The sequence below is a fragment of the Streptomyces mauvecolor genome (assembly GCF_039532965.1).
Lineage (GTDB): Bacteria > Actinomycetota > Actinomycetes > Streptomycetales > Streptomycetaceae > Streptomyces > Streptomyces violascens.
Genome location: NZ_BAAASQ010000018.1, coordinates 72,456 through 99,158 on the forward strand (window position 1 = coordinate 72,456; position 26,703 = coordinate 99,158).

A 26,703-nucleotide genomic window follows, 5' to 3' on the forward strand; every position below is an offset into this window, starting at 1 on the left:
CCGACCGGGCAGCAGCGTGATGGCAGGCCCGTGACCAGCCCAACTACGCTGTGTCCATGGCAACTCCCGGCCCGCTGCGGCGCGCGTACGACTGGACCGCCGCGCACGCGCCGTGGTCGGCGTGGGCCTGGCGCAACACCGCCCTCGTGGCGGCGTCCGTACCGGTCGCGGTGCCCGTGGTGCTCGGGCTCGCGTACACGTTCTCCAGCCCCAAGCACCTCTTCAAGACGCTGGCCTTCGTGCTGCTCCTGAACCCGCTGCTCACCCGGCTCCAGCGCAGCCGCTTCTGGTCGCTCACCGGCCTCGACATCCCGAAGATCCCCTGGGCGCGCCCCTGGTACCGCTGGGGCGGGCTGATCCCGCGGCTGCGCGCCGAATCGACCTGGCGGCAGTACGGCTACCACCTGGTCGTCTCCCCGCTCGCCGCGGTCGGCGGCGCCCTGGTCGTGCTCGGCTGGGCCACGGGGGCCGCCTTCGCGTTCATCTACTCCTGGGTGTGGGCGCTGCCCCTGAGCTCCCGGCCCACCGGCTGGACCGGGGACTACGTCGCCTTCACCGTCCTCGGCGTCCTCCTGCTCATCGCCATGCCCTGGTGCGCCGCCCTCGTCGCCGTACTCGACAGCCGCGCGGCGGCCGTCCTGCTCGGCCCCAGCCGGGCCAAGGAACTGGAACGCCGCGTCGAGGACCTCGCCGAGAGCCGCGCCGGCATCCTCGACGCCGCCGACCTGGAGCGCCGCCGCATCGAACGCGACCTGCACGACGGCGCCCAACAGCGCCTCGTCTCCCTCGCCATGAACCTCGGCATCGCCCGCGCCAGCCTCACCGACCTGCCGCCCGAAGCGCGGGCCGTCATCGACGAGGCCCACCGCGAGGCGAAGGAAGCCATCGAAGAACTCAGCAACCTCGTACGGGGCCTGCACCCGGCCGTCCTGGAGGACCGCGGCCTGGACGCCGCGATCTCCGGCATCGCCGCCCGTGCCCCCTTCCCCGTCGAACTCGCCGTGGACCTCGCCGAACGCCCCTCGCCCACGGTCGAGGCCGTCGCCTACTTCGTCGTCTCCGAAACCCTTGCCAACGTCGCCAAGCACGCGCGGGCCACCCGCTGTTCCGTCCACGTCCGCCGCCGCGACCGGCTCCTGACGATCATCGTCAGCGACAACGGCGTGGGCGGCGCCGACCCGGCGGGCGGCACCGGTCTTCTCGGCCTGCGCAAACGCGTAGGGTCGGTCGACGGAACCATCAGGATCAACAGCCCCCACGGGGGCCCGACCGTCATCACTGTGGAGCTGCCGTGCGGGCTGTGATCGCCGAGGATTCGGTGCTGTTGCGGATAGGACTCGTCAAGGTCCTGGAAATGGCCGGATTCGAGGTCGCCGCCGAGACCGGGGACGCCGAGAGCCTGCTGCGGGCCGTCGAGGAGCACCGGCCGGACCTGGCACTCGTCGACGTCCGGATGCCGCCCGGCTTCACCGACGAGGGCGTACGCGCCGCCCTCATGATCCGTCAGCAATGGCCGGACACCGCCGTGCTGCTGCTCTCGCAGTACGTCGAGGAGCGGTACGCGGCCGACCTGCTCGCCACCCAGACCGGCGGCATCGGCTACCTCCTCAAGCAGCGGGTCGCCGACGTCGAGGAATTCGTCGACGCCCTCAAGCGCGTCGCCGCCGGCGGCACCGCGCTCGACCCGCAGGTCGTCGCCCAGCTGCTCCTTCGCCGCGGCGGACCCGACCCGCTGGAACGGCTCACCCCGCGCGAACGCGAGGTCCTCGCGCTCATGGCGGAAGGCCGGTCCAACGCGGGCATCGCCGCCGAACTCGTCGTCAGCGAGAGCGCGGTGGCCAAACACATCAACAACATCTTCGCCAAGCTCGACCTGCCCATAGCCGACGGCGACCACCGCCGGGTCCTCGCGGTCCTGCGGTTCCTGGACGGCGGACCGGCGTGAGCGCCACCGGGCAGCGCGAGGCGCCGAAGACGGCGCGGGCCCCGCAGGAACGCCCCCGCCACCGCACCGCGTGGATCGCCGTCGCGGTCATCGGCGCCCTGGGCGTCGTCGCCCCCTTCACCATCTCGCTCATGGCCGACGCCGTCAGCACCACCGCCCGGTACGAGAGCCCCGACAACGGCCGACCCCACGCCGTCTCGGCCGTCGAAGTGGACGCCGGAGCCGCCCAGATCACCGTCACGACCGGCGCCGCCGGACAGGTGACGATGGGCGGGGAGCTCACCTGGGCGATGAAACGGCCGAAGATCGAGCAGACCTGGGACGGGGACACTCTCAAGGTGCACACCCACTGCGACGGCTTCGTGGACGAATTCCTCCAGAACTGCCAGGTCGACCTCAAGCTGACCGTCCCCGCCGGGATCCGCCTCAAGGTGAAGAGCGGCTCCGGCCCGGTCAAGGTCCGCGATCTGACCGGCCCGGTCGACCTCCAGGGCGGTTCGGGAAGCATGAAGCTGTACGGGCTCAAGGGCACGGTCCGGGCCGACGTCGGCTCCGGCGAGATCCAGGCCTCCCAACTCTCCTCGCCCGAGGCCGACTTGACGTCCGGCTCCGGCTCCGTGGACGCCCAATTCGCCGCCGCGCCGCAACGGGTCAAGGTCTGGACCGGATCGGGCAGCGCCTCGGTCACCGTGCCGGACGGCGAACGCTACCGGGTCACGGGAGGGTCGGGATCGGGTAGCCGCAGCATCCAGAAGGAACTGGTCGACAACAACTCCGGCCGGATCCTCGACGTCTCCAGCGGCTCCGGCTCGGTCACGGTCGGCTACCCGGGCTCCTGACCCGAGGGGCTCGTGCCGCCACCAATTCACCGTGGGAATCCTGCTGTTGATGTTGTCCATGGGGCACACTGGCCCCGCCCGCACCGCGAAGCGAAGGCCAAGGAGCCACGGATGCCCGCCACGACGACCAGCACGGTCAGCAGATGGGACCAGCACGGCAGACGCCACGTCGTACGGGTCGAACGGGCCGGCGTGCAGCGCTCGCTGACCTGCGAGACCTGCGGCTGGCGCAAGGGCGCCCAGTTCCTGCCCTGGCTCAAGGCCGAGGAACACCTGACCGCGGCCCACCAGGCAACGGTCGACCCGACGGCGCCGACGGGCTGAGACGCCCGGCCCCCTAGCGCTTCCTCAGCCCCTGCAACAGCAGATCCACCACGGCCCCGAAGTCGTCCACGATGGACCGGCGCGACCACTCCGCCGCGTACACCGGGTCGTGGAAGCGGCCCGTCGCATCGAACACCGCCCGTGCCGAGACGGCCGGCGACTCGTAGGGGACCGTGAACTCCCCCCGCTCCAGACCGAATCGGATGATCGTGGTGAGCTGGCCCACCAGCTCCGCGATGTGCTCCTCGACGACGCTGCTGTTCTCCCGGAGCAGCACCTCGTACGTCTGGAACAGCTCCGGGTCGTCGCCCGCCTTGTGCATCTTGGCCTGGAACAGCTCGCTCAGCCAGAGCCTCAGCACGACGCCCGACTCCAGGTCCTGGCGGGCCGCGATGCCCCGCAACAGGTCCGTCGAACGGTTCAGCCACCGCTCGGTGACCGCCTCGCGCAACGCGGCCTTCGTACGGAAGTGGCGGTATACGCTGCCGTGGCTCACCCCGAGCTGGCGCGCGACATCGACGACCGTCGCCTTCGCCGGGCCGTACCGGCGCAGCACCTCCTCGGTCGCGACGAGGATGCGCTCGGCGGTCAGTGGTTCCGTACTCATGGCCATGACGTTACCTGCCGCTCGGAAGGGCCCGGCCGGCCTGTGGACAACCCCGGTCACGGACTTGTCCACAGGTCACGGGCCCGGGCGCGGGGCCGCGCCCGGGCTCAGTGCTCACTGTCCAGGTGGGCCATCTGCGCCTGCGGGTAGCGGTCGCCCGCGGCCGCGTCGACCGGGATCGCCGCCTCGATCGCGGCGAGGTCGGCCGCGGTCAGGTCCACGTCCAGCGCGCCGAGCGCCTCGGCGAGCCGGTCCCGGCGCCGCGCGCCGACCAGCGGCACGATGTCCACGTCGTGCCGGGGGCCCTGCGCGAGGACCCAGGCGATCGCGGTCTGGGCGACCGAGACGCCCTTCTGCTCGGCGATCTTCCGCAGCGCCTCGACGAGGTCCAGATTGTGCTGGAGGTTCTCGCCCTGGAAGCGCGGGCTCATGCCCCGGAAGTCGCCCGCGGACAGCTGCCGGTCGCGCGAGAAGTGCCCGCTGATCAGACCGCGCGAGAGCACCCCGTACGCGGTGACGCCGATGCCCAGCTCGCGCGCGGCCGGCAGGATCTCCTCCTCGATGCCGCGCGAGATGAGCGAGTACTCGATCTGGAGGTCGGAGATCGGGGCCACGGCGGCGGCCCGGCGCAGGGTGGCCGCACCGACCTCGGAAAGCCCGATGTGCCGTACGTGTCCGGCCTGGACCAGCTCGGCGATGGCGCCGACGGTCTCCTCGATCGGCACGTTCTCGTCGACCCGGGCGATCCGGTAGATGTCGATGTGGTCCACGCCGAGGCGCTGCAGCGAGTAGGCGGCGAACGTCTTGACGGCGGCGGGCCGCCCGTCGTACCCGAACCAGGCGCCGTCCGGGTCGCGGAGCGCGCCGAACTTCACGCTGGTCAGGGCCTGCGCGCGGGCCGCGGCGGGGGCCGAACGCAGCGCCTCGCCGATCAGCATCTCGTTGTGGCCCATGGCGTAGAAGTCGCCGGTGTCCAGAAGCGTGACGCCGGCGTCGAGCGCAGCGTGGATGGTGGCGATCGACTCGTCCCGGTCGGCGTCTCCGTACAGCGCCGACATGCCCATGCAGCCGAGGCCGAGCGCGGAGGTCCGGGGGCCGGTGGTGCCGAGGGTGCGGGTTCGCATGAGGGGGGCTCCTTCGTGGTGGGGTGTGCGTCCACCATGACATGACAGCTGACAGATTTCAATATCTGTCAGCTGTCATGTGTCAGTCGTGATCCGATCCGCGATCCGTCGTGCGGGACCCCCGCGCCGAAAACTGGTACGGCCCACCCCCAGGACCCAGGTACCGTCGCCCTCATGGCTAAGAGTCGTAACAACCTGCTCGGTGTCGGTGGACAGCGAAAGAAGGTGTCCCGCAACGGAGACCAGGGCTCCGTCCAAGGGAGCGCGGCCGACCGGAAGGCGGCCGTGGACAAGAAGGAGGAGTTGCTGCGCAAGATGCGTGAGCGCGCCAACCCCGCGACTGCGGAGTCGAGCGAGAGCTGACCCGAGGAATCCGGGGCATCCGGAACATCAGTACGCCGCGGGGCCCGGAACGTGTGACACGTTCCGGGCCCCGCGCCGTCGCGGCTCTCACGGCTCACCGCATGGCGCGCGGCAGGCGCAGGCTCAGCAGTGTCGTCAGGACGATCAGGCCGAGCTGGACGAGAAGGGTGACGACGAGCGCGTCACGCATGCCGAGCGAAGGCGCCAGAGCGAGGAAGAGGCTGCCCAGGACCGCGACGCCGAGGGCGATCGAGGACTGCTGGGTGGTGACCACCACACCGCTGCCCACCCCGGCCCGGTCGGCCGGTATGTCGGAGAGCATCAGGCGGATGAGGACCGGGAGCTGCAGGCCCTGGCCGAGTCCGGCGACAGCCACACCCGGGGCGAGTTCGACAACGCTGAGGCCCGACCAGCCGTTGCGTACGGTCAGGACGAGCACGGCGATGCCCACCGCCTGGATCACTCCGCCCGCGGTCACCACCCGGGTGCCGAAGCGGCCGATGAGCCGGGGCCCGGCGAGCGAGGCGGCGAAGAAGGCGAGCGCCATCGGGACGAGGGCGAGACCGGCCGCGACCGGACCCATCCGCAGCCCCTGCTGGAGGACCACCGCGACCACGAACATGAAGCCGCTGAAGCCGATCGAGAACGGCACCACCATCGCCAGACCGCGCCGCAGCGAGATCGTCTCCAGCAGGCTCGGCGGTACGAGGGGCGTCCGGCCGAGCCGGTCCGCGCGCCGCTCCACCAGGAAGAACGCGACGGCGGCGAACGGGAAGACGCCGAGCGAGACCCAGGTCCACAGCGGCCAGCCCGCGGCCCGGCCCTCGGTCAGGGGGAGCAGCAGCGAGATCAGGGACAGCGCGAGGAGGAGCGTGCCCGCCACGTCGATCGTGGTCGGCCGGTCCGAGCGGGTCTCCGGCATCGTGCGGGCCGTGAGGAGCAGGCCGAGCAGGACGACCGGCACGTTCACCAGGAACACCGAGCGCCAGCCGGACCCGGCGACGTCGGCCGCGACCAGGACGCCGCCGAGGATCTGCCCGGCCACCATGGAGAGTCCGGCGGTCGCTCCGTACAGGCTCATCGCCTTGGCGCGGCGCGCGCCCTGGGTGGTGGCCTGGATGGTGGCCAGGACCTGCGGCATCATCAGCGCGGCCGCGGCACCCTGTGCCACCCGTGCGCCGACCAGCGTCCAGGCGGTCGGCGCGAGGCCGCAGGCGAGCGAGGTGAGGCCGAAGGCGGCCATGCCGGTCAGGAAGAGCCGGCGCCGGCCGGCCATGTCGCCGAGCCGCCCGCCGAGCACGAGCAGGACGGCGTAGGCGACGCCGTATCCGGCGACGACGAGTTCCAGCAGGGCCGGGCCCGCGGCGAGTTCGCTGTCCATGGACGGCAGGGCGACATTGACGATGAAGAAGTCGATCATGGGCAGAGCCGCGCCGAGCAGTACCGTGAACAGCCCGAGCGGCCCGATGACAGCCCCGTGCCGGGTGACCGGGACAGTAAGGGTGGAGGGGGAAGGGTTGGAGGTCGTCCGTACCGTTGTTTCACTCACGGGGAAGACGGTCCTCTTCCGCTGAGCCTGGTACCAGAGTCTCCTTATCCTGGTACAAGGACTACCTGGCAACCGGCTGACAAGCATCGCCGGGTGCGGCACCCTGAGGCTATGAGCACTGTGGCCCCGGCGAGCGATGTCCGCCGTCACGAGCTGGCCGAATTCCTGCGCAGCCGCCGCGAGCGCATCACCCCCGAGCAGGTGGGGCTGCCGCCCGGCCGCCGCCGGCGCACCCCGGGGCTGCGCCGCGAGGAGGTCGCCCAGCTCTCCGCTGTCGGTGTCACCTGGTACACCTGGCTGGAGCAGGCCCGCGACATCCAGGTCTCCCCGCAGGTCCTGGACGCTCTCGCGCGCGCCCTGCTGCTCGACCCCAGTGAGCGCAGCCACCTGTTCTCGCTGGCCGGCGCCCTCGACCCGGCGCCGAACGCGGCGTGCCCGAACGTGACCCCCGCGCTGCAGGCGATGCTCGACCAGCTGGGTCCCATCCCGGCCTGCATCCAGAACAGCCGGTACGACATCCTCGCCTACAACAGCACCTACGGCCGGCTGCTCTGCGACCTCGACGCGCGAGCGCCCGAGGACCGCAACTGCCTGTGGCTGGCCTTCACCGACCCCGACTGGCGGGCCTCGGTGGTCGATGTGGCCGAGGTGAACCGGGTGATGGCCGCCAAGTTCCGCGCCTCGATGGCCGAGCACCTCACCGAGCCGGCCTGGAAGGCGCTGCTCGCCCGCCTCCAGGGCGCATCGGAGGAGTTCCGCGAGGTGTGGGCGCGGCACGAGGTGGTCAACCAGGGCGGCAAGACCAAGTACCTGCGCAACGCCCACGTCGGCCTGCTGTCCGTCGAGCACACCAACCTGTGGCTCGGGCCCTCGGCGGGCCCGCGCGTGGTGATGTACGTGCCGACGGACGACGAAACCCGTCAGCGCCTGGAGCGCCTTGAGGAACTGGCGGACGCCGGTCAGGCGTTGGCGTCCGCCGGGGCCTGAACGGACGGAGCCTCCAGACGCTCCGCGGTCCGCAGCGCCGATGCGCGCGCCCACCGCCCGCTGGTCGCGAGCCCCACGCACAGCACGCTCAGACCGCAGCCCGTGATGATCCACCAGGCGGGCCGGGCGGCCCCGGGGAAGCTGTCGGCGTACGCACCGGAGGCGACGCCCGCCATGCCGCCCGCAAGCACGGCTCCGATCACGGCCACGCCCAGCGTCTGGCCGATCTGGCGGCTGGTGGAGGCGACCGCGGCGGCCACGCCCGCCTGGGAGCGGGGCATCCCGGAGACCGCGGTGTTGGTGATCGGCGCGTTCACCATGCCGAAGCCGAGCCCGAACAGGACGTACCCGGTGAACAGCAGGGCCGTGGTCCGCTCGGCGTCGAACACCGCGAACAGCAGCCCGCTCGCGGCCATCGCGACCCCGGCGACCAGCAGGGACAGACGCGGCCCCCGGCTGCCGACGAGGCGTCCCGACAGGGGCGCGCAGACGAAGGTGAGCGCGGCCATGGGCAGCATGTAGAGCCCGGCGTCCAGCGGGCTCAGACCGCGCGCGTTCTGCAGGTACAGGGTGTTGAGGAAGAGGAACCCGCCGAGCGCGGCGAACGCCGAGACCGCGATGACGGTGGCGCCGCTGAACGGGGCGCTGCGGAAGAACCGCAGGTCGATGAGGGGTTCGACGCGCCGGGGCTCGTACACCAGGAGGGCCGCGAGCGCGGCGACGGCCATCGCGACGAAGACCAGGATCTCCGGCGAGTCCCATCCGGCGCTGGGCACCTCGATGATCGCGTACGTCAGTGAACCGAGCAGTGCGACGACCAGGAGCTGGCCGACGGGGTCCGGGCGGCGCGGCTTGGGCGCGCGCGACTCGGAGATGTAGCGCCAGGTCAGGAAGAGGGCGAGCAGGCCGACCGGCAGGTTGAGCCAGAAGATCGAGCGCCAGCCGACCGACTCGACGAGCACACCGCCGATGATCGGGCCCGCGGCCATCGATATGCCGACGACCCCGCCCCAGACGCCTATCGCGCGGGCGCGTTCACGCGGGTCGGTGAAGGTGTTCGTGATGATCGACATCGCGACCGGGTTGAGCATCGAGCCGCCGACCGCCTGCACCATCCGGAAGGCCACCAGGGATTCCAGGTTGGGAGCGAGGGAGCAGAGCACCGAGCCGATCGTGAACACGACCAGGCCCGCCTTGAAGACCTTGCGGCGGCCGATGCGGTCGGCGGTCGAGCCTGCCAGCATCAGCAGCGAGGCGAGGACCAGCGTGTACGCGTCGATCGTCCACTGCAGGCCGGAGACGCCGGCGTGGAAGTCCTTCTGCAGGGAGGGGAGGGCGACGTTGAGGACGGTGTTGTCGAGGCTGACGATCAGCAGGCTCATGCAGCAGATCGCCAGGATGAGCATCCGTCGGCGGTGGTTCGGCTCGGACATGGCTTCGATAGTACGCCTAACTAATGGCCATAACATCCGGCTTCCGGCACCTCGGTTGTCCACAGGCGGTTGTCCACAGGCCCGAGAAGCCTGCTCGGCGCATGCGCGACAATAAACAGATGACCACGCTCTCCATCGGCCCCCACACCGTGCAGCCGCCCGTGGTGCTCGCGCCCATGGCCGGCATCACCAACGCTCCGTTCCGCACCCTGTGCCGCGAGTTCTCCGGCGGCAAGGGCCTGTTCGTCAGCGAGATGATCACGACGCGGGCGCTGGTCGAGCGCAATGAGAAGACCATGCAGCTCATCCACTTCGACGAGACCGAGACCCCGCGCTCGATCCAGCTCTACGGAGTGGACCCGGTCACCGTCGGCAAGGCCGTCCGCATGATCGTGGACGAGAACCTCGCCGACCACATCGACCTCAACTTCGGCTGCCCGGTCCCCAAGGTGACCCGCAAGGGCGGCGGCTCGGCCCTCCCCTACAAGCGGCCGCTGCTGCGCGCGATCCTGCACGAGGCCGTCACAGGCGCCGGAGACCTGCCGGTCACCATGAAGATGCGCAAGGGCATCGACGACGACCACATCACCTTCCTCGACGCCGGCCGGATCGCCGTGGAGGAGGGCGTCACCGCGATCGCCCTGCACGGCCGCACCGCCGCCCAGCACTACGGCGGCACCGCCGACTGGGACGCCATCGCCCGCCTCAAGGAGCACGTCCCCGAGATCCCGGTGCTCGGCAACGGCGACATCTGGTCCGCCGAGGACGCCCTGCGCATGGTCAAGGAGACCGGCTGCGACGGTGTCGTCGTCGGCCGCGGGTGCCTGGGGCGGCCCTGGCTCTTCGGCGACCTCGTGGCCGCGTTCGAGGGCACGGACTCCTTCGCGCGCCCCACGCTGCGCACGGTCTCCGAGGTGATGCTGCGGCACGCGACGCTGCTCGGCGAGTGGATCGGCGACGAGACGCGCGGTGTGATCGACTTCCGCAAGCACGTCGCCTGGTACCTCAAGGGATTCGCGGTCGGTTCGGAGATGCGCAAGAGCCTGGCCGTCACGTCCTCCCTGGCCGAACTGGGCGCTCAGTTGAGCGAGCTGGACCTGGACCAGTCGTGGCCGGTCGGCGCCGACGGCCCGCGCGGCAGAACGTCCGGAAACAACCGGGTCGTCCTGCCGGACGGCTGGCTGAAGGACCCGTACGACTGCTCCGGCATCAGCATGGAAGCCGAGCTGGACACCTCCGGCGGCTGATCCGGGCCGGTCCGGATCGGCGCGGAACGGTCTCAGGAGCGGTCCGAAGGCTGGAATTCCGCTCGATCGAGCGCGTGATTCTCGCCACCCCTGATAGGGGTTGCGCTCAGATGAGCACTTTTTGCATGGCTGCATCTCTGAAAGGGGTGGCACTGAGTGCCACCCCTTCGGCGTTCAAGTAGTGGACTCACTTGGCGATGACGCCGCTCACTTGAGCGGTATTCGACCATTTCTTGACCTAATTCGTTCAAGTAATGAAGACATGCTCCTGCCGGTCGTTACGCGCCAGTCACTTTCGATCTGGTGGCGGACGAGTGGTTACGCCCCCGTGACGCGCAAGTGGACGTACCCAGACACCTTCGATCTGGGTATGTTCCTCGCCGTCAGGGCAGCCACCGCGGATTCGAGGAGTCGAGACCCGTGTCGGAAGACAAAGACCTCCAGCACACCCAGAAGTTCGTCTACGACTTCACCGAGGGCAACAGGGACCTCAAGGACCTCCTCGGAGGCAAGGGCGCGAACCTCGCCGAGATGACCAATCTCGGTCTCCCGGTCCCTCCCGGGTTCACCATCACCACCGAGGCGTGCAAGGTCTACCTCGAGAGCGGTGACGAGCCCGCCGAGCTGCGCGACGAGGTCGGCGCGCACCTCGACGCCCTCCAGCAGACGATGGGCAAGAAGCTCGGCCAGGCCGACGACCCGCTGCTCGTCTCCGTCCGCTCGGGCGCCAAGTTCTCCATGCCCGGCATGATGGACACCGTCCTCAACATCGGGCTCTCCGACGAGTCGGTGGCCGGCCTCGCCCAGCAGTCCGGCGACGAGCGCTTCGCCTGGGACTCCTACCGCCGCCTGATCCAGATGTTCGGCAAGACCGTGCTCGGCGTGGACGGCGAGCTCTTCGAGGAGGCCCTGGACGACGCCAAGGCCGCCAAGAAGGTCACCGTCGACACCGACCTCGACGCCGGCGACCTGAAGAAGCTGGTCAAGCAGTTCAAGAAGATCGTCAAGGCCGAGGCCGGGCGCGACTTCCCGCAGGACCCGCGCGAGCAGATGGACCTCGCGATCCGCTCGGTCTTCGAGTCCTGGAACACCGACCGCGCCAAGCTCTACCGCCGCCAGGAGCGCATCCCCGGCGACCTGGGCACCGCGGTCAACATCTGCTCCATGGTCTTCGGCAACCTCGGTCCCGACTCGGGCACCGGCGTCGCCTTCACCCGCGACCCGGCCTCCGGCCACCAGGGCGTGTACGGCGACTACCTGCAGAACGCGCAGGGCGAGGACGTCGTCGCGGGCATCCGCAACACCGTGCCGCTCGCCGAGCTCGAGTCGATCGACAAGGCGTCGTACGACCAGCTCATGCAGATCATGGAGACCCTGGAGACCCACTACAAGGATCTCTGCGACATCGAGTTCACCATCGAGCGCGGCCAGCTCTGGATGCTCCAGACCCGGGTCGGCAAGCGCACCGCCGGCGCCGCCTTCCGGATCGCCACGCAGCTCGTGGACCAGGGCCTCATCGACGAGGCCGAGGCGCTCCAGCGCGTCAACGGCGCCCAGCTCGCCCAGCTGATGTTCCCCCGCTTCGACGAGGACGCGAAGGTCGAGCAGCTCGGCCGCGGCATCGCCGCCTCCCCGGGCGCGGCCGTCGGCAAGGCCGTCTTCGACTCGTACACCGCGATCAAGTGGTCCCGCTCGGGCGAGAAGGTCATCCTCATCCGCCGCGAGACCAACCCCGACGACCTCGACGGCATGATCGCCGCCGAGGGCATCCTGACCTCGCGCGGCGGCAAGACCTCGCACGCCGCCGTCGTCGCGCGCGGCATGGGCAAGACCTGTGTCTGCGGCGCCGAGGACCTCGAAGTCGACACCAAGCGGCGCCGGATGACCGCGCCCGGCGGCGTCGTCATCGAGGAGGGCGACCTCGTCTCCATCGACGGCTCCACCGGCAAGGTCTACCTCGGCGAGGTCCCCGTCGTGCCGTCCCCGGTCGTCGAATACTTCGAGGGCCGCATGCACGCCGGCGCCGACGACGCCGACGAGCTCGTCCAGGCCGTGCACCGGATCATGGCGTACGCGGACCGGGTACGCCGGCTGCGCGTACGGGCCAACGCCGACAACGCCGAGGACGCCCTGCGGGCCCGCCGCTTCGGCGCCCAGGGCATCGGCCTGTGCCGCACCGAGCACATGTTCCTCGGCGAGCGGCGCGAGATGGTCGAACGGCTCATCCTCGCCGACACCGACGACGAGCGCGAAGGGGCACTCAGTGCCCTGCTGCCGCTCCAGAAGAAGGACTTCGTCGAGCTGTTCGAGGCGATGGACGGACTCCCCGTCACCGTCCGTCTGCTCGACCCTCCGCTGCACGAGTTCCTGCCCGACATCACCGAGCTGTCGGTCCGCGTCGCGCTCGCCGAGTCCCGCAAGGACGCCAACGAGAACGACCTGCGCCTGCTCCAGGCCGTCCACAAGCTGCACGAGCAGAACCCCATGCTGGGTCTGCGCGGCGTACGCCTGGGCCTGGTCATCCCCGGCCTGTTCGCCATGCAGGTACGGGCGATCGCCGAGGCGGCCGCCGAGCGCAAGAACGCCAAGGGCGACCCGCGCGCCGAGATCATGATCCCGCTGGTCGGCACCGTCCAGGAGCTGGAGATCGTCCGCGAGGAGGCCGACGCCGTCATCGCCGAGGTCGAGGCCGCCACCGGCACCGACCTCAAGCTGACCATCGGCACCATGATCGAGCTGCCCCGCGCCGCCCTGACGGCCGGCCAGATCGCCGAAGCCGCCCAGTTCTTCAGCTTCGGCACCAACGACCTCACGCAGACGGTCTGGGGCTTCTCCCGCGACGACGTCGAGGCCAGCTTCTTCACCGCGTACCTGGAGAAGGGCATCTTCGGGGTCTCCCCGTTCGAGACCATCGACAAGGACGGCGTCGGCTCGCTCGTGCGTTCCGCCGTCGAGGCCGGCCGGGCCACCCGCCCCGACCTGAAGCTCGGCGTCTGCGGCGAGCACGGCGGCGACCCCGAGTCGGTGCACTTCTTCCACGAGGTGGGCCTGGACTACGTGTCCTGCTCGCCGTTCCGCATCCCCGTGGCGCGCCTGGAGGCGGGCCGCGCCGCCGCCGAGTCGAAGGGCAGCGACTCGCGATAAGCCCCGGAGCCGCCGCCGGGTCCCCGACCCTCAACACCGATCCGGCGGCGGCTCCGGTTCACCAAGAAGGGGCAGCAACCCTGTGCGGGGGTGCTGCCCCTTTTGCGTTGGCTCTTCCCGCCCGCCCCGGTAAGTGTTCGCCGGGCGTGTTCGCGTACACGTCCCAGGTGTGCGGGCGCTTAATTCCTGTTGAATGGCGGACATTTAACGGGGTGGTGGCCGGAAATGCAGAGTGCGGTTCACGGATCCCCACCCGTGAACCGCACTCTGTCAACCGCGCCGAGCACGGAGCCGCCACCTACGCCCACCGCCGCCAGAGCCTGTGAAGCCCCCCACGGTCTTCGCAGAATCTTTCCGGTTGGCCCGGTGTCGTGCCCGACGAGGTACAGCTTTTCGTCCCCGGTGCCCCTTCCGCGAGGCCTTTCAACTGTGGCTGAAAGGCCCGTGGTCACGGGCAGTGACGGGAGGCATACTCAGTCGAGTCGGTCGGGGGATCAATTGCGGATGCAACACAACGCAACAGGTTGCAACACAGTGGACAGGTGGGGTTTCGGTGCTGCGCATTCATTTCACCGGCGAGGATCTGGCCCGGCTCCGTATGGCGCCGGGTCCCGACACGCTGTGGGAAACGATTCTCAGCTTTCACCGCTTAAGGGACCGGCGGGGCGCCTCCGTATTCGGTGAATGGCGACAGGAAACTCGCGGCCGGTTGAGCGGAGAAACGCGATTGCTCTCCGCAATCGTCCCGTGCCGGGGATATTTCCCCGACTTTCTCACGCCGCCCAGGGGCCCGCATTCCCTGGAGGCCGGACTGGAACGCATTCGCGAGACCGGACCCGAGCGGCTGCACGCAGAACTCTCCCGGCTCCCGGCCGGTCGCCCGACCACCGGCTGGGCGGCCTCGCTCGCGGACGGCTGCACCGCCCAACTCGGCCGCCTCGCCGATGCGTTGACCGCCTACCACCAGGCGGCCGTCTCCCCGTACTGGGCGCACATACAGACCCGCGTCGACGCCGACCGGGCGGCCCGTGGCCGGGCCCTGCTGGACGGCGGCGCAGGCGAACTCCTCGCCTCGCTGCCGCCGATGCTGCGCTGGCGCGCGCCCGTCCTGGAAGCCGACTACCCGGTCGACCGCGAACTCCACCTGGACGGGCGGGGGCTGCTCCTGCAGCCCTCCTTCTTCTGTCGCCGTACCCCGGTCGCCCTCCAGGACCCGAAGCTGCCTCCCGTGCTGGTCTACCCGGTCACGCACACCCAGGCGCCGTATGAGTCCCCGCCGGGCCCCGACCGCGGCACCTCGCTCGGCCGGCTCGTCGGCCACACCCGCTCCAGCGTGCTCCAGTCCATCGGCAACGGCTGCACCACCAGCGAACTCGCCCGCAGGGCAGGCGTTTCGCTCGCCTCCGCCAGCCAGCACGCGGGAGTCCTGCGCGACGCCGGGCTCCTGGTCACGCTGCGGCACGGCAACTCCGTATTGCATACGCTGACCCCGCTCGGCTCCGCGCTGCTGTGCGGCGGGACCCCGCGCGTGCCCCGGCCGCGTCAGTCGTCGATCCCCGAGCGCTCCACGCCGGCCACGATGTAGCGCTGGAGCAGCAGGAAGACCAGGACCAGCGGGACGATCGAGACGGCCGCCGCCACGAACAGCTCGTGCAGGTTGACCACCTGGGCGGTGGTGAAGGTGGAGAGCGCCACCTGCACCGTCCACGCGTCCCGGTCCTGGCCGATGACCAGCGGCCACAGAAAGGAATTCCAGGCGCCGATGAACACAATGGTGCCGACGGCCGCGAAGACCGGGCGCGCATTGGGCACGACGATCCTCCAGTACGTCCGCCAATATCCAAGTCCGTCGACGCGGGCCGCATCCTCCAACTCGCGTGGAAATCCCGTGAAGAACTGGCGAAAGATGAAGCACGCGAAGCCGGAGAACAGAGTGGGGATGATCAGGCCGCGCAAGCTCGACACCCAGCCGAGGGACGAAACAAGAACGAAACTTGGTACGAACGTGACCGCCGCCGGAACCATCAGCGTGCCGATCACCGCGTAGAAGACCTGGTTGGCGAAGCGGTACGGGATCCGCGCGAGGCCGTACCCCGCGAGCGAGGCGAACAGGAGCGTGCCGAGCGTCGTGGCGACCGCGATCAGCGCCGAGTTGAGCAGCGAGCGGGCCATCGGGACCGCCGGGTCGTCGAAGAGCTCGCGCACGTTCGACCAGTGCAGGGCGGACGGGAAGAACGTCCAGCCGGGCGAGGTGATGTCCTGCTCGGCGGCCAGGCCGTTGCGGACGAGGAGGTAGAAGGGGACCAGGAACAGCAGGGCGAGCGCGGCCAGGATCACCCACCGCAGGGCGCGGCCGACCCGTACGAGCGCTTCGTCGGGGCGGGTCCCGTGTCGTGCGGTGGTTCTGCGCGGCGCCGTCATCAGTCGGCCTCCTTCCTGCCCAGGCCGAACCAGCGGGCCTGGAACACCGTCACCACCGCGATGATCAGCGCGAGGATCACCGCGCCCGCGCTGCCCATCCCCAGGTTCTGCCCCTGGCCGAGCGCCGTGTAGTAGAGGTAGACCAGCGGCGGCCGGGCGTAGGGCGGGTAACCGCGGGCGTCGGAGAGCAGGTTGTAGAACTCGTCGAACGCCTGGAACGCGTTGATCACCAGGAGCAGCACCACCGCGATCGACGTGGTGCGCAACTGGGGAAACGTGATGTGCCGGAACACCTGCCAGCCCGGCCGGGCACCGTCGACCGCGGCCGCCTCGTACAGGCGCGGGCTGATCCGCTGGAGCCCGGCCAGGAACAGGATCATGTAGAACCCGGCCTGCAGCCACAGCCGTACGGTCACGATCACCAGCCAGTACCAGGGCGGATGCGTCGTCGACAGCCAGGCCGTCTGATCGGCGCCGAACCAGCCGAGCACGGTGTTGGCGAGCCCGAACCGTACCCCGTTGAAGATCGACATCTTCCAGATCAGCGCGGCGACCACATACGAGCAGGCCGCGGGCAGGAAGAACACCGAGCGGAAGAAGGCCTGGAAGCGGCGGACACGGTTCACCATCAGCGCGAGACCGAGCGCGAGCGCGTACGTCGCCGGCACGATGAACAGCGAGAACACCGCGAACGTCCCCAGGCTGGACGTGAAGGCGCCGTCGCGCAGCATCGCCGTGTAGTTGTCGAACCCCACGAAGTCGGTCGGCGAGACCGTGTTGTGGGCGTCGAAGAAGCTGAGGTAGACACTCCACAGCAGCGGGACGTACGTGAAGAGGGCGAGCCCGGCGGCGAACGGGCCGACGAAGATCCAGAACCAGAGGGTGTTGTCCGAAACACGCCGTCGCATGGCCGTCAGCTCTTCTTCACCCGCTGAAGTTCGTCATTGGTCTTCCGGATGACAGATTTCAGCTCACTGTCAGGGCTCGCCCCGTCCTTGATGATCCGGTTCAGCGCGTCCTGGTACGCCGTCTGCAGCGCCGGCGTCCACAGCAGGGGCTGGGCGTAGCCGTGGTCCGTCGCATACGTCACCGCGTCGGCCGCCGCGCCCTGCCGCAGCCTGGCCGCCTTCTTGGCGAGCGAGAGCCGGGCCGGGATGTGGAAACCGTAGGACAGCGCGAAGTCCTCCTGGAAATCGGTGCGTTCCACCCACAGCCACTTCACGTAAGCCTTCGCCTCCGCCTGGTGCTTCGAGTGCGTGGACACGGCGGCGGCATACGCCCCGACCGGCACCGAGGGCTTGCCGCCCGGGCCGTCCTTGGGGAAGGGCAGCACCCCGAAGTCGTCCCCGAGCGCCTTCTGCACGGCGGGCAGCGCCCACAGCCCCGACCACTGCATCGCGGTCAGCCCCTGGAGGAACGCGGACGGGTCCGACCAGTCGCTCGGCGCGCCGAGCAGCAGCGACTTGTCGGCGTACAGCTGATGCAGCTTGCCGAGGGCGCGGGCGGCGGCCGGATCGTCGAAGCCCACTCTGCCGTCGGCGGTGACCAGGCTCAGCCCGGCCGCGTACAGCGGCGTACCGCCGAGGACACCCGCCCCGCCGTCATTGCCGAGGAAGAGGCCCTTGACCCTGTTCCGCGTCAACGCCCTGGCCGCGTCGACGAGTTCGTCCAGAGTGGCCGGCGGCCGGACGCCCGCGTCCTTGAGGAGGCTCTTGCGGTAGTAGAGGAACTGCGTGTCGACGACCTGCGGTACGCCCCAGATCTTCCCGTCGTACGTCTTCGGCGCGAGGACCGCCGGATTGAAGTCGTCCTTCACCCCGTCGAACAGGGCGGTGAGATCGGCGACCTGCCCGCCCTGGATCTGGTCCAGGGTCGGCCCGTTCACCTCGAAGACGTCCGGGCCCGACGACGTGAGCAGCGCGGCGGCCGTCTGCTGGTCGTAGTTGCCCGGCCGCCACTGCACGGAGACCTTCGCCTTGTCGTACGCGGCCCCGTAGCGGCGCACGGCTGCCTCGGTGCCGGCCTCCCCGTACTGGTGGTACCAGTGGTCGAGCGCGACCTTCCCGCCCGGTGAACTCCCGTTGTCCCGGCCGGTGTTGGAGCCGCATGCGGTGAGCAGTCCGAGTGCGGCCCCGGTGCCGAGCAGTGTCCGGCGGCTGATCGTCATGGCGTACGCCCCCTGTTCGTCATCCCGCTGTACGCCTCAACGATCAACCATGCAGGGGGATTACGACAGGGGTATTGCGGCGATGTGTCGGCCCGGCAGGATGCGGCCGGCCGGGCGCACTGGGAGCCTCGACGCGGGCGGGCGTCAGGCCTCGACGCGGGCCGCGGACGGGCCGAGCCGGAAGCGCAGCCGGCAGATCACCGCGTCGGTGTCCTTGCGGACGGCGTGGGCGAGGACCGCGCCGCGCTGGTTCTGCAGCATCCGCTGCCAGATGTGCGCGGGCTCCACCTCCGGTATCAGCACGGTGACCCGGGTGTGCGGGTGGTAGGTATGGACGCGGCTCACATAGTCGGCGACCGGGCGGCCCAGGCTGCGGTGCTGGGAAGTCAGCTCGACCAGCTCCACACCCGGGTTCCACAGCTCCCAGTCGCGGCGCAGCGCCTCCATGTCGCGCCGGTCCTCCTCGTCGGGGTGGCTGACGGTGACGGCCCGCACCTCGTCGCCCAGGGACACCGCGGCGTTCAGGGCCTCGCAGGTCAGCCGGGACAAGTGCGAAACGGGCACGATCACCAACGACCGGTCGCGGCGCGGCGGTTCGGGCACCCGGCCAAGCCCGAGGCGCTCCGCGATCCGCCCGTACGCCCGGTGGATCGCCTCGAACGCGAACACCAGGAGCGGCAGCGCGATGACGATCAGCCAGGCGCCCTCGGCGAACTTGGTGGCGGTCACCACGACCGCCGAAACGCCCGTCAGGACCGCGCCGAAGCCGTTGAGCAGGGCCTTCCACCGCCAGCCGGGGGAGCGCTCCTCGCGCCAGTGGATCACCATGCCGGTCTGGCAGATGGTGAAGCCGACGAACACGCCGATCGCGAAGAGCGGGACCAGGGTGTTGGTGTCGCCGCCCGAGAAGACCAGGAGCGCGGCGGACACGGCGGCAAGGGCGAGCACACCGTGCCGGTGGACCTGGCGGTCGGCCTTGAGGCCGAACACGTGCGGCAGGTAGTTGTCCCGGGCAAGCAGCGACATCAGGACGGGCAGCCCTCCGAAGGAGGTGTTCGCGGCGAGCGCCAGAAGGATGACCGTGGCGAACTGCACGACATAGAAAGCCCAGTTGTGGCCGAGGGAGGCGTCCGCGAGCTGGGCGAGCACGGTGACGCCCTCGACCGGCTGGAGGTGGAAGCGGCCGATGAGCACCGAGAGGCCGATCAGCATGACCCCGAGCAGCGCGCCGAGCGCCACCTCGGTGCGCTGGGCGCGCCTGGCGGCCGGGGCGCGGAAGGACGGCACCGCGTTCGCGACGGCCTCGACACCGGTCAGCGCGGAACACCCGGACGCGAAGGCCTTGAGCAGCAGCAGCGCGCCGACACTGGTGGCGTTGCCCGCCAGGACGGAGGCATGCCCGTCGGCGGTGTACGTCGACGCGGGCGACGAGCGGAAGAGACCGACGACGACGATCGCCAGGATCGAGGTGATGAACACCGCGGTCGGGACGATGAACGCCTTCGCCGAGTCGACGATGCCGCGCAGGTTGATCGCGGTGACCAGGACCAGCACGCCGAGGCAGATGACGAGCCGGTCCCCGTAGAGACCCGGGAAGGCCGAGGTCAGCGCGGCCACGCCGGCCGTGACGGACACGGCCACGTTCAGGACGTAGTCGAGGATCAGCGAGGCGGCAGCCACCAGGCCGGTGCGGGCGCCCAGGTGGCGGCGGGCCACCGCGTAGGAGCCGCCGCCGTTCGGGAAGGCCGCGATGACCTGCCGGTAGGAGGCGACCAGCACCGCGAGCAGCCCGGCGATGGCCAGCGTCACGGGAAGCGTGAAACCGAGCCCGTACGCACCGGCCCCGGCCAGGACCAGGACGATCGCCTCCGGGCCGTACGCCACGGAGGCCATCGCGTCGAGGGAGAGAGCGGCGAGACCCTGCGTGGCGGTGAGCCGGTGCCGGTCGACCGCTCCGGGAGGTTCTTCGGGGGCCGCGTCGCTGACGACGGCCTTCGACGTGGTGAGCATGGGCCCCACACTGCGACCCGCGCCGCCGGACGCCGACCCCCTTTGGCGCCCCCTTGTCGGAGCGGGCCCGCATCCATACGCCCTCTTGACGGGGGTGGCTCGATGCCGCCTTGTGGCGGCGCCGGGGCCTCCCCGGACCTGCGGCTCCGGAGGCACGCCCGCCACAGGAGCACCGTGGAGGGATGACGCGAGACGCGATGGCCGGACGGGACGACGACACGGCGGGGCGACGAGAGTCGGCCGCCCGAGGTGACATCGCCGGCCGGGCCCACCTCGACGAGGTGCTGAGGCGCTTCTGCACCGCGGCCTTCGCCGACCCCCTCATCGGGCCCTGCTCCGACGCCACCGACCTCGACGTGCACCTGCCCCGCATCGGCGACTTCTGGGAACGCGCCCTGTTCCGTACGGCCGGCCACCGCCGCGACGCCTTCGCTCCGCACGCCGCCCTGCACCTGGCCGCCCCGCTCACAGCCGAACACTTCGGACGCTGGGTCCAGCTGTGGCACGCCACCGTGGACGGCCTGCACCAGGGCCCGAACGCCGAGCGAGCCAAGGCGCAGGGCGAACGGACCGCCCTCGCGATGCTGCGCCGCCTGAACGGCCGCGACGTGGACACGACCGGCGAAGGCCCCGGCTTCGTCCCCCTCGCGGCCTTGACCCGGCGCGCGGCCGCGGCCTGAGGGGCTCGCCCGGGCGGTGGTACTTCCGCCGGCTCTGCGGGCGCCCGAAAAACAAACGCGGCGCGGCGATGAGTTTTCGCGCGGGCCGCCGTCTACCCCTCGTAAGCAACGCCACCGACCACGAGGGAGCCCGACATGCCCACCATGATCTTCGTCAACCTGCCGGTGAAGGACCTCGACCGCTCGAAGGACTTCTTCGGCAAGCTGGGCTACTCCTTCAACCCCCAGTTCACCGACGAGAACGCCGGCTGTCTGGTCATCAGCGACACGATCTACGCCATGCTGCTCACCGAGCCGTTCTTCAAGGGCTTCACCAAGCGGCAGATCGCCGACACCGCGACGACCGTCGAGTCGATCGTCTGCCTGAGCGCCGACAGCCGCGAGGAAGTCGACCGCCTCGTCGACACCGCGCTCGCCTCCGGCGGCTCGCCCGCCCAGGAGACCATGGAGCAGGGACCCATGTACGGCCGCTCCTTCCTGGACCCGGACGGCCACCACTGGGAGGTCATGTACATGGACCCGGCCGCGATCAACGCCTGATCCCGGCCCCGCCCAAGGGCGTCACAGCGCCTCGTACGTCACGCCGGTGAGCTGCTCCGACGCCACCCAGAGGCGCTCACCGGCGACGTCGTTCAGCGTCCACCTGGCCCGCCAGGACCTGGCGGGCGCGCCGCGCCACATCATCAGGGACGGGCCCGTGAACGAGTCGGGCCGCACCCCGGGCGCCGTCGCCGCGTACAGCGTGGGCAGCGCGCCGGCCTCGGCGGGCTGCGCCATGACGCGGTTGCCGAGCTCGACGATCCGCTCGGCGGCCCTGCGGCCCTCCATCCGTACGCCCTGCGTCTGGAGGTTGGTCGCGGCATAGCCGGGGTGTGCGGCCGCCGCCACGACGTCCGAGCCCGCCGCCCGCAGCCGTCGGGCGAGCTCGTGGATGAAGAGCAGGTTCGCCGTCTTGGACCGCCCGTACACGATCCAGCGCCGGTAGCGGTGCTCGCTGTTGAGATCACCGATGTCGATATTGGCCAGCGCGTGCATCCCGCTGGACACGCTCACGACCCGCGCCGCCCCGGCCGCCCGCAGCCGGGGCAGCAGCAGTCCGGTGAGCGCGAAGTGCCCGAGGTGGTTGACGCCGAACTGCGTCTCGAACCCGTCGGCGGTCTTCCCGTAGGGGAGCGCCATCACGCCCGCGTTGTTGACGAGCAGATCGAGCCGGTCGTACGGGAGCTTCGCGGCGAACTCCCGCACCGAGGCGAGGTCGGCCAGATCGAGCGTCCTGAACTCGGCCTGCGCGCCGGGGACTTCGCTTCTGATGCGGTCCTCGGCTGCCCGGCCGCGCGCCTCGCTGCGGCAGGCGAGCACCACCCGTGCGCCACGGCGGGCCAGCTCCCGCGCCGTGACCAGACCGATGCCGCTGTTCGCCCCGGTGACGACGGCCGTGCGGCCGCTCTGATCGGGGATGTCCTGAGCACTCCAGCCCTGAGTCATGCGCCCACCGTACCGATGGGTATGCCTGGTGGGCAGGGTGGGGCAGGGCAGGGCGGGGATGCGGTGGCGGACGGCTCAGGCGGAGGCGCCGCCGTCGATGACGAGGTCCGCGCCGACGACCGAGGCGGCGTCGTCGGAGGCCAGGTACAGCACGGCTGCCGCGGCCTCGGCCGTCGTCGAGACCCGGCCGAGCGGCAGCTCCGCCTTCATGCGGGTCGCGCGCTCGGCCTCGGTCTCGCCGGGGCGCAGCGACATGGTGGTGGCGATGGGGCCGGGGCTCACCGCGTTGATCCGCACCCCGTCCTGGATGTGGTCGAGGGCGGCGCCCCGGGTCAGCGCGCTGACGGCGGCCTTGGAGGTGGCGTACGCGGTCAGGCCCGGGCGGCGGCTGTGGGCGCCCAGGTTGGAGGCGATGTTGACGATGGCGCCGCCCGACTCCTGGGTGCGCATGTGGGCGATCTCGGCCTGGAGCGCGTGGAGGACGCCGGTGAGGTTGACAGATATCAGTATCTGCCAGTCACTCTCCGACAGTTCGGCCAAGGGGGCGCCGCCGCGGAAGATCCCGGCGTTGTTGACCGCCACGTCGAGGGAGCCGAACCGCTCGACCACGTCGGCCACCAGGCCGCGCACGGCGGTGGATTCGGACACGTCGGCGGTGAACGAGGCCGCCGTGCCGCCCGCCTCCGTGATCAGGGCGACCGTCTCGTCGAGGGTCGCGGCCGTACGCCCGGCGACGGCGACCCGGGCCCCCTCGGCGGCGAAGGCGAGCGCGACGGCCCGGCCGAGCCCGGAGCCGGCGCCGGTGACGAGAACGGTCTTGTGCGCGAAACGAGCAGACATATTCTTGACCAATCGTTCTGTTATGAAGGTATGGGGGTGTGAGGCACGAAGGGCGGTGAAGGTGCCCGGGGGTGGGGAAAGGGGAGCGTGTCGGCGCGACAGCGGATGTCGGCCGACAGATATCAGTCGAGCACCGTCAGAATCTGTTCGGCCGCATCCCGCACCCGCCCCGGCTCGCCCGACGCCTTGCCGACGATCCGCACTCCCTGGAGGAAGACGAGCAGCATCCGGGCCAGCCCGCGCGGATCGCGGTCCGCCGCCAGTTCGCCCTGTGCCTGGGCCCGTACGAGCGCGGAGTGCAGCAGGGTTTCGATGTGCTCCCAGCTGAGCTCGACGCGGCGGGCCGCGGCGCTGTCGTGCGGGGCCAGTTCGGCGGCGGTGTTGGTGATGAAACAGCCGGTCAGGCGCGAAGTGCCGGACATCGACTCGGTGGCGAAGCGCCGCACCACCGCGCGCACGGCGGGCAGTGCGGGGCCCGGTCCCGACAGCTCGGCGAGCAGTGCGGGGTCGCGGTGCTCCGCGTAGCGGTCCAGTGCCTTCAGGTACAGCTCGTGCTTGTTGCCGAACGTCGCGTAGATGCTGGCGCGGCCGATGCCGAGGTGCTCGACGAGGTCCGCCATCGACGTCGCCTCGTAGCCGCGCCGCCAGAACAGCTCAAGGGCTGACTGGAGCGCGGCGTCGGGGTCGAATTCCTTGGTCCTGGCCACACGGAGACAGTAGAACTAACTGGAACGATCGGTCAAGTAAGTCTGGACGGCCTGCGCCTCGTCGTCCAGGCAGGCCCCCGTCTCCAGGTCGAAGCGGTGTTTCAGGAGCGGGGACGCGACATAGGGGCGGCCCTCCGGAGTGGAGCCGAGCAGTCCGCGGGAGAGTACGTACGCGCCGGTGAACGGGTCGCGGTTGTCGATCGCGTACGTACGGCCGCGGCGGTCGGTGAAGACGGCGGCCTGGCGGCCGTCGGGGAGCAGGGCCGCCACTCCGCGCCCGGGGGTCAGGCGGGCGGCCTCGCAGACCTCCAGCCAGCCGTCGTCCATCCGGAGTTGGATCATCGTCATCGGGTGGCTCCCAGGGTGAGAAGGGGCAGCTCGGGCTTGATCTGGTCGCGTTCGGGGACGAACCGGACCGACGGGTCGGGTGCGCCGGGCGCGTTCACGAAGGACACGAAGCGGGCGAGCCGCTCGGGGTCGTCGAGGGTCTCGGCCCACTCGTCGCGATAGCCCGCCACGTGCGCGGCCATCAGGGCCTCCAGCTCGGCGCAGATGCCGAGCGAGTCGTTCACCACCACGTCCTTGATGTGGTTCAGGCCGCCCTCGATCCGCTCCAGCCAGACCGAGGTGCGCTCCAGGCGGTCGGCGGTGCGGATGTAGAACATCAGGAATCTGTCGATCAGACGGACAAGTTCGTCATCCGTCAGGTCCTGCGCCAGCAGATCGGCGTGCCGGGGGCTGGCGCCGCCGTTGCCGCCGACGTACAGGTTCCAGCCGTTGGCCGTGGCGATCACGCCGAAGTCCTTCGACTGGGCCTCGGCGCACTCGCGGGCGCAGCCGGACACCGCCGACTTCAGCTTGTGCGGCGAGCGCAGGCCCCGGTAGCGCAGCTCCAGGTCGATCGCCATCCGCACCGAGTCCTGCACCCCGTAACGGCACCAGGTCTGCCCCACGCACGACTTGACCGTGCGCAGCGACTTCCCGTAGGCGTGCCCGGACTCGAAGCCCGCGTCCACCAACCGGGTCCAGATGGACGGGAGCTGGTCGACGCGCGCCCCGAAGAGGTCGATGCGCTGACCGCCGGTGATCTTCGTGTAGAGGCCGAAGTCCCGCGCCACCTCGCCGATCACGATGAGCTTGTCCGGGGTGATCTCCCCGCCCGGGATGCGCGGAACGATCGAATACGAGCCGTTGCGCTGCAAGTTGGCCAGGAAATGATCGTTGGTGTCCTGAAGTGCGGCCTGCTCGCCGTCCAGGATGTGACCGTTTCCGAGACCGGCCAGGATCGAGGCGATCGCCGGCTTGCAGATCTCGCAGCCCTCGCCGCCCCGCGCTTCCGTGCGCCCGTGCCCGTCGAGGAGCTCGGTGAACGAGCCGATGCGCAGCGCGAGCGCGATCTCGTACAGCTCCTGGCGGGTCTGCGCGAAGCAGCCGCACAGGCCGCCGTCGCCGGACTTCGGGAGCAGCAGGCCGATGGTCTTGACACAACTGCCGCAGCCCGTACCGGCCTTGGTGCACTTCTTGACCTCGGGCAGCGAGGAGCACGCGGCGATCGCGCCCTTGGTGACGTTGTGGCAGGAACAGATGACCGCGTCGTCGGGCAGCGCCTCCGGGCCGAGCGCGGCCGGCGCGCCGAGCCCGGCGGGCAGCACCAGCTGCTCGGGGGAGACCGGCGGAACGTGCCCGGTGAGCGGCCGCAGCATGCCGTACGCGTCGGCGTCGCCGACCAGGACACCGCCGAGCAGCACGCCGTCGGACGACACGACCAGCTTCTTGTAGATGCCGGAACGCGAGTCCGAGTAGACGACGTCGAGGCAGTCGTCGGCCGTGCCGTGCGCGTCGCCGAACGACGCCACGTCCACGCCGAGCAGCTTCAGCTTCGTCGACAGGTCGGCCCCGGTGAAGGCGCGTCCGGTGTCGGCGGCGATCGCGTCGGCAGCCGTCTGAGCCATGTCGTAGCCGGGCGCGACCAGGCCGTACACCCGGCCGTCCGAGGCGAGCGCGCACTCGCCGATCGCGAACACCGCGGGGTCGCTGGTGCGGCACTGCTCGTCGACGACGATGCCGCCGCGCTCGCCCACCGCGAGGCCGCAGTCGCGGGCCAGCTGGTCGCGCGGGCGGACACCGGCGGAGAAGACCACCAGGTCGGTCGACAGATGTGAGCTGTCGGAAAGTGTCATTCCACTGACGCGGCCCTCGTCGCCGGCCGTGATCTCCTGCGTGCCGACACCCGTGTGCACGGTGAGGCCCATGTTCTCGATGGTGCGCAGCAGCGCCGCGCCGCCGCCCTCGTCGACCTGCACCGGCATCAGCCGGGGCGCGAACTCCACGATGTGCGTGTCCAGGCCGAGCCCGCGCAGCGCACCGGCCGCCTCCAGGCCGAGCAGCCCGCCGCCCACCACCGCGCCGGTCGTCGCGGTCTTCGCGTACTCCTCGATGGCGAGCAGGTCCTCGATCGTCCGGTAGACGAAGCAGCCGGGGGTGTCCTTGCCGGGGACCGGCGGCACGAACGGGTACGAGCCGGTGGCCAGGACGAGCGTGTCGTACGCGAAGGTCCGCCCCGAGCGGGCGGTGACCGTGCGCGCGGCCCGGTCGACCGACTCGGCGGGATCGTCCACGTACAGCTCTATCTCGTGCTGCGCCATGAAGTCGTCCGGTACGAGGCTGAGTTCGTCGGGCGTCTTCCCCTCGAAGTACGAGGTGAGGTGGACGCGGTCGTAGGCGGGGCGGGGTTCCTCGCACAGCACGACCACCCGGGTCCGCCCGGTCGCGCCGCGCTCGGCGAGCGCCTCCAGGAAGCGCTGGCCGACCATGCCGTGGCCGACGACCAC

At 70.5% G+C, this 26,703-nt stretch carries 24 protein-coding genes; 11 read left to right on the forward strand and 13 right to left on the reverse strand.

Translation table 11 applies throughout. From position 1 onward, the window contains the following. The first annotated feature begins 56 nt into the window (after window positions 1-56). From ABD346_RS23330 to ABD346_RS23345, 4 genes are all read left to right on the forward strand, one after another. A complete protein-coding gene (locus ABD346_RS23330) occupies window positions 57-1,304 on the forward strand; it encodes a sensor histidine kinase (protein ID WP_344377377.1) in 1,248 nt (415 codons plus the stop codon). Then, on the forward strand, window positions 1,292-1,945 hold the full coding sequence (locus tag ABD346_RS23335; RefSeq protein WP_344377380.1) for a response regulator: 654 nt from the start codon (window positions 1,292-1,294) through the stop codon (window positions 1,943-1,945). The genes ABD346_RS23330 and ABD346_RS23335 overlap by 13 nt, the downstream gene beginning before the upstream one ends. Beyond that, window positions 1,942-2,784, forward strand: a complete 843-nt coding sequence (locus ABD346_RS23340) for a DUF4097 family beta strand repeat-containing protein (protein ID WP_344377381.1) — start codon at window positions 1,942-1,944, stop codon at window positions 2,782-2,784. Before ABD346_RS23335 ends, ABD346_RS23340 begins: the two co-directional genes overlap by 4 nt. 111 nt (window positions 2,785-2,895) lie before the next feature. Further along, the gene (locus ABD346_RS23345; RefSeq protein ID WP_344377383.1) at window positions 2,896-3,108 is read left to right on the forward strand and encodes a hypothetical protein; all 213 of its coding nucleotides are present in this window, start codon (window positions 2,896-2,898) and stop codon (window positions 3,106-3,108) included. Window positions 3,109-3,121: 13 nt separating this feature from the next. Here ABD346_RS23345 and ABD346_RS23350 read toward each other — a convergent pair whose 3' ends face one another. Continuing rightward, window positions 3,122-3,721, reverse strand: coding sequence for a TetR/AcrR family transcriptional regulator (locus ABD346_RS23350; RefSeq protein WP_344377384.1), 600 nt, complete (start codon window positions 3,719-3,721; stop codon window positions 3,122-3,124). Between the two features lie 101 nt (window positions 3,722-3,822). Beyond that, complete coding sequence (locus ABD346_RS23355) at window positions 3,823-4,839, reverse strand: aldo/keto reductase (protein ID WP_344377385.1); 1,017 nt, start codon at window positions 4,837-4,839, stop codon at window positions 3,823-3,825. Between the two features lie 174 nt (window positions 4,840-5,013). On the opposite strand from ABD346_RS23355, the gene ABD346_RS23360 reads away from it, so the two are divergent. Beyond that, on the forward strand, window positions 5,014-5,202 hold the full coding sequence (locus ABD346_RS23360; RefSeq protein WP_344377387.1) for a DUF6243 family protein: 189 nt from the start codon (window positions 5,014-5,016) through the stop codon (window positions 5,200-5,202). Window positions 5,203-5,296: 94 nt separating this feature from the next. Here ABD346_RS23360 and ABD346_RS23365 read toward each other — a convergent pair whose 3' ends face one another. Further along, complete coding sequence (locus ABD346_RS23365; protein WP_344377388.1) at window positions 5,297-6,751, reverse strand: MFS transporter; 1,455 nt, start codon at window positions 6,749-6,751, stop codon at window positions 5,297-5,299. Between the two features lie 111 nt (window positions 6,752-6,862). Between ABD346_RS23365 and ABD346_RS23370 the strand changes: the two genes are divergently transcribed. After that, on the forward strand, window positions 6,863-7,738 hold the full coding sequence (locus ABD346_RS23370) for an MmyB family transcriptional regulator (protein ID WP_344377389.1): 876 nt from the start codon (window positions 6,863-6,865) through the stop codon (window positions 7,736-7,738). Here ABD346_RS23370 and ABD346_RS23375 read toward each other — a convergent pair. After that, the gene (locus tag ABD346_RS23375) at window positions 7,711-9,171 is read right to left on the reverse strand and encodes an MFS transporter (protein WP_344377390.1); all 1,461 of its coding nucleotides are present in this window, start codon (window positions 9,169-9,171) and stop codon (window positions 7,711-7,713) included. The two genes, ABD346_RS23370 and ABD346_RS23375, sit on opposite strands and share 28 nt — an antisense overlap. 101 nt (window positions 9,172-9,272) lie before the next feature. On the opposite strand from ABD346_RS23375, the gene dusB reads away from it, so the two are divergent. The 3 genes from dusB (at window position 9,273) to ABD346_RS23390 (ending at window position 15,147) form a co-directional block, all read left to right on the forward strand. Further along, window positions 9,273-10,418: a tRNA dihydrouridine synthase DusB gene (gene dusB, locus ABD346_RS23380; RefSeq protein WP_344377392.1), complete on the forward strand. Its 1,146-nt coding sequence runs from the start codon at window positions 9,273-9,275 to the stop codon at window positions 10,416-10,418. Window positions 10,419-10,838: 420 nt separating this feature from the next. Continuing rightward, window positions 10,839-13,562, forward strand: a complete 2,724-nt coding sequence (gene ppdK / locus ABD346_RS23385; protein WP_344377393.1) for a pyruvate, phosphate dikinase — start codon at window positions 10,839-10,841, stop codon at window positions 13,560-13,562. A 553-nt stretch (window positions 13,563-14,115) separates the two neighbouring features. Beyond that, window positions 14,116-15,147, forward strand: coding sequence for an ArsR/SmtB family transcription factor (locus ABD346_RS23390; protein ID WP_344377394.1), 1,032 nt, complete (start codon window positions 14,116-14,118; stop codon window positions 15,145-15,147). On the opposite strand, the gene ABD346_RS23395 is transcribed toward ABD346_RS23390, so the two are convergent. The 4 genes from ABD346_RS23395 to ABD346_RS23410 form a co-directional block, all read right to left on the reverse strand. After that, entirely contained in the window at window positions 15,105-15,983 is an 879-nt protein-coding gene (locus tag ABD346_RS23395) for a carbohydrate ABC transporter permease (RefSeq protein WP_344377395.1), read from the reverse strand. The genes ABD346_RS23390 and ABD346_RS23395 overlap by 43 nt on opposite strands. After that, window positions 15,983-16,891 (reverse strand): carbohydrate ABC transporter permease, encoded by a 909-nt coding sequence (locus ABD346_RS23400; RefSeq protein WP_344377397.1) that lies wholly within the window; start codon window positions 16,889-16,891, stop codon window positions 15,983-15,985. Before ABD346_RS23400 ends, ABD346_RS23395 begins: the two co-directional genes overlap by 1 nt. Before the next feature lie 5 nt (window positions 16,892-16,896). Further along, complete coding sequence (locus ABD346_RS23405; RefSeq protein ID WP_344377398.1) at window positions 16,897-18,150, reverse strand: ABC transporter substrate-binding protein; 1,254 nt, start codon at window positions 18,148-18,150, stop codon at window positions 16,897-16,899. A 144-nt stretch (window positions 18,151-18,294) separates the two neighbouring features. Next, entirely contained in the window at window positions 18,295-20,160 is a 1,866-nt protein-coding gene (locus tag ABD346_RS23410; protein WP_344377399.1) for an APC family permease, read from the reverse strand. A gap of 182 nt (window positions 20,161-20,342) precedes the next feature. Between ABD346_RS23410 and ABD346_RS23415 the strand changes: the two genes are divergently transcribed. Both ABD346_RS23415 and ABD346_RS23420 read left to right on the forward strand, forming a co-directional pair. Then, window positions 20,343-20,840, forward strand: a complete 498-nt coding sequence (locus ABD346_RS23415; protein ID WP_344377401.1) for a group III truncated hemoglobin — start codon at window positions 20,343-20,345, stop codon at window positions 20,838-20,840. 135 nt (window positions 20,841-20,975) lie between these two features. Continuing rightward, window positions 20,976-21,380 (forward strand): VOC family protein, encoded by a 405-nt coding sequence (locus tag ABD346_RS23420; protein ID WP_053727554.1) that lies wholly within the window; start codon window positions 20,976-20,978, stop codon window positions 21,378-21,380. Window positions 21,381-21,401: 21 nt separating this feature from the next. Here ABD346_RS23420 and ABD346_RS23425 read toward each other — a convergent pair whose 3' ends face one another. The 5 genes from ABD346_RS23425 to nirB form a co-directional block, all read right to left on the reverse strand. Further along, a complete protein-coding gene (locus ABD346_RS23425; protein WP_344377402.1) occupies window positions 21,402-22,325 on the reverse strand; it encodes an oxidoreductase in 924 nt (307 codons plus the stop codon). Between the two features lie 75 nt (window positions 22,326-22,400). Further along, on the reverse strand, window positions 22,401-23,165 hold the full coding sequence (locus ABD346_RS23430; RefSeq protein WP_344377403.1) for an SDR family NAD(P)-dependent oxidoreductase: 765 nt from the start codon (window positions 23,163-23,165) through the stop codon (window positions 22,401-22,403). A 122-nt stretch (window positions 23,166-23,287) separates the two neighbouring features. Further along, entirely contained in the window at window positions 23,288-23,872 is a 585-nt protein-coding gene (locus tag ABD346_RS23435; protein ID WP_344377405.1) for a TetR/AcrR family transcriptional regulator, read from the reverse strand. Between the two features lie 15 nt (window positions 23,873-23,887). Next, window positions 23,888-24,220 (reverse strand): nitrite reductase small subunit NirD, encoded by a 333-nt coding sequence (nirD, locus tag ABD346_RS23440; RefSeq protein WP_344377406.1) that lies wholly within the window; start codon window positions 24,218-24,220, stop codon window positions 23,888-23,890. Continuing rightward, on the reverse strand, window positions 24,217-26,685 hold the full coding sequence (gene nirB / locus ABD346_RS23445) for a nitrite reductase large subunit NirB (RefSeq protein ID WP_344377689.1): 2,469 nt from the start codon (window positions 26,683-26,685) through the stop codon (window positions 24,217-24,219). Before nirB ends, nirD begins: the two co-directional genes overlap by 4 nt. Window positions 26,686-26,703: the final 18 nt, after the last annotated feature.

What these genes read in the sequence shown, in the direction of transcription:
- ABD346_RS23330 (WP_344377377.1), top strand. Translation starts at nt 57, where the DNA reads ATGGCAACTCCCGGCCCGCTGCGGCGCGCGTACGACTGGACCGCCGCG.
- ABD346_RS23395 (WP_344377395.1), bottom strand. Translation starts at nt 15,983, where the DNA reads ATGACGGCGCCGCGCAGAACCACCGCACGACACGGGACCCGCCCCGAC.
- ABD346_RS23350 (WP_344377384.1), bottom strand. Translation starts at nt 3,721, where the DNA reads ATGGCCATGAGTACGGAACCACTGACCGCCGAGCGCATCCTCGTCGCG.
- ABD346_RS23355 (WP_344377385.1), bottom strand. Translation starts at nt 4,839, where the DNA reads ATGCGAACCCGCACCCTCGGCACCACCGGCCCCCGGACCTCCGCGCTC.
- nirB (WP_344377689.1), bottom strand. Translation starts at nt 26,685, where the DNA reads ATGGTCGGCCAGCGCTTCCTGGAGGCGCTCGCCGAGCGCGGCGCGACC.
- ABD346_RS23420 (WP_053727554.1), top strand. Translation starts at nt 20,976, where the DNA reads ATGCCCACCATGATCTTCGTCAACCTGCCGGTGAAGGACCTCGACCGC.
- nirD (WP_344377406.1), bottom strand. Translation starts at nt 24,220, where the DNA reads ATGACGATGATCCAACTCCGGATGGACGACGGCTGGCTGGAGGTCTGC.
- ABD346_RS23405 (WP_344377398.1), bottom strand. Translation starts at nt 18,150, where the DNA reads ATGACGATCAGCCGCCGGACACTGCTCGGCACCGGGGCCGCACTCGGA.
- ABD346_RS23425 (WP_344377402.1), bottom strand. Translation starts at nt 22,325, where the DNA reads ATGACTCAGGGCTGGAGTGCTCAGGACATCCCCGATCAGAGCGGCCGC.
- ABD346_RS23430 (WP_344377403.1), bottom strand. Translation starts at nt 23,165, where the DNA reads ATGTCTGCTCGTTTCGCGCACAAGACCGTTCTCGTCACCGGCGCCGGC.
- ABD346_RS23400 (WP_344377397.1), bottom strand. Translation starts at nt 16,891, where the DNA reads ATGCGACGGCGTGTTTCGGACAACACCCTCTGGTTCTGGATCTTCGTC.
- ABD346_RS23415 (WP_344377401.1), top strand. Translation starts at nt 20,343, where the DNA reads ATGACGCGAGACGCGATGGCCGGACGGGACGACGACACGGCGGGGCGA.
- ABD346_RS23410 (WP_344377399.1), bottom strand. Translation starts at nt 20,160, where the DNA reads ATGCTCACCACGTCGAAGGCCGTCGTCAGCGACGCGGCCCCCGAAGAA.
- ABD346_RS23360 (WP_344377387.1), top strand. Translation starts at nt 5,014, where the DNA reads ATGGCTAAGAGTCGTAACAACCTGCTCGGTGTCGGTGGACAGCGAAAG.
- ABD346_RS23370 (WP_344377389.1), top strand. Translation starts at nt 6,863, where the DNA reads ATGAGCACTGTGGCCCCGGCGAGCGATGTCCGCCGTCACGAGCTGGCC.
- ABD346_RS23345 (WP_344377383.1), top strand. Translation starts at nt 2,896, where the DNA reads ATGCCCGCCACGACGACCAGCACGGTCAGCAGATGGGACCAGCACGGC.
- ABD346_RS23375 (WP_344377390.1), bottom strand. Translation starts at nt 9,171, where the DNA reads ATGTCCGAGCCGAACCACCGCCGACGGATGCTCATCCTGGCGATCTGC.
- dusB (WP_344377392.1), top strand. Translation starts at nt 9,273, where the DNA reads ATGCGCGACAATAAACAGATGACCACGCTCTCCATCGGCCCCCACACC.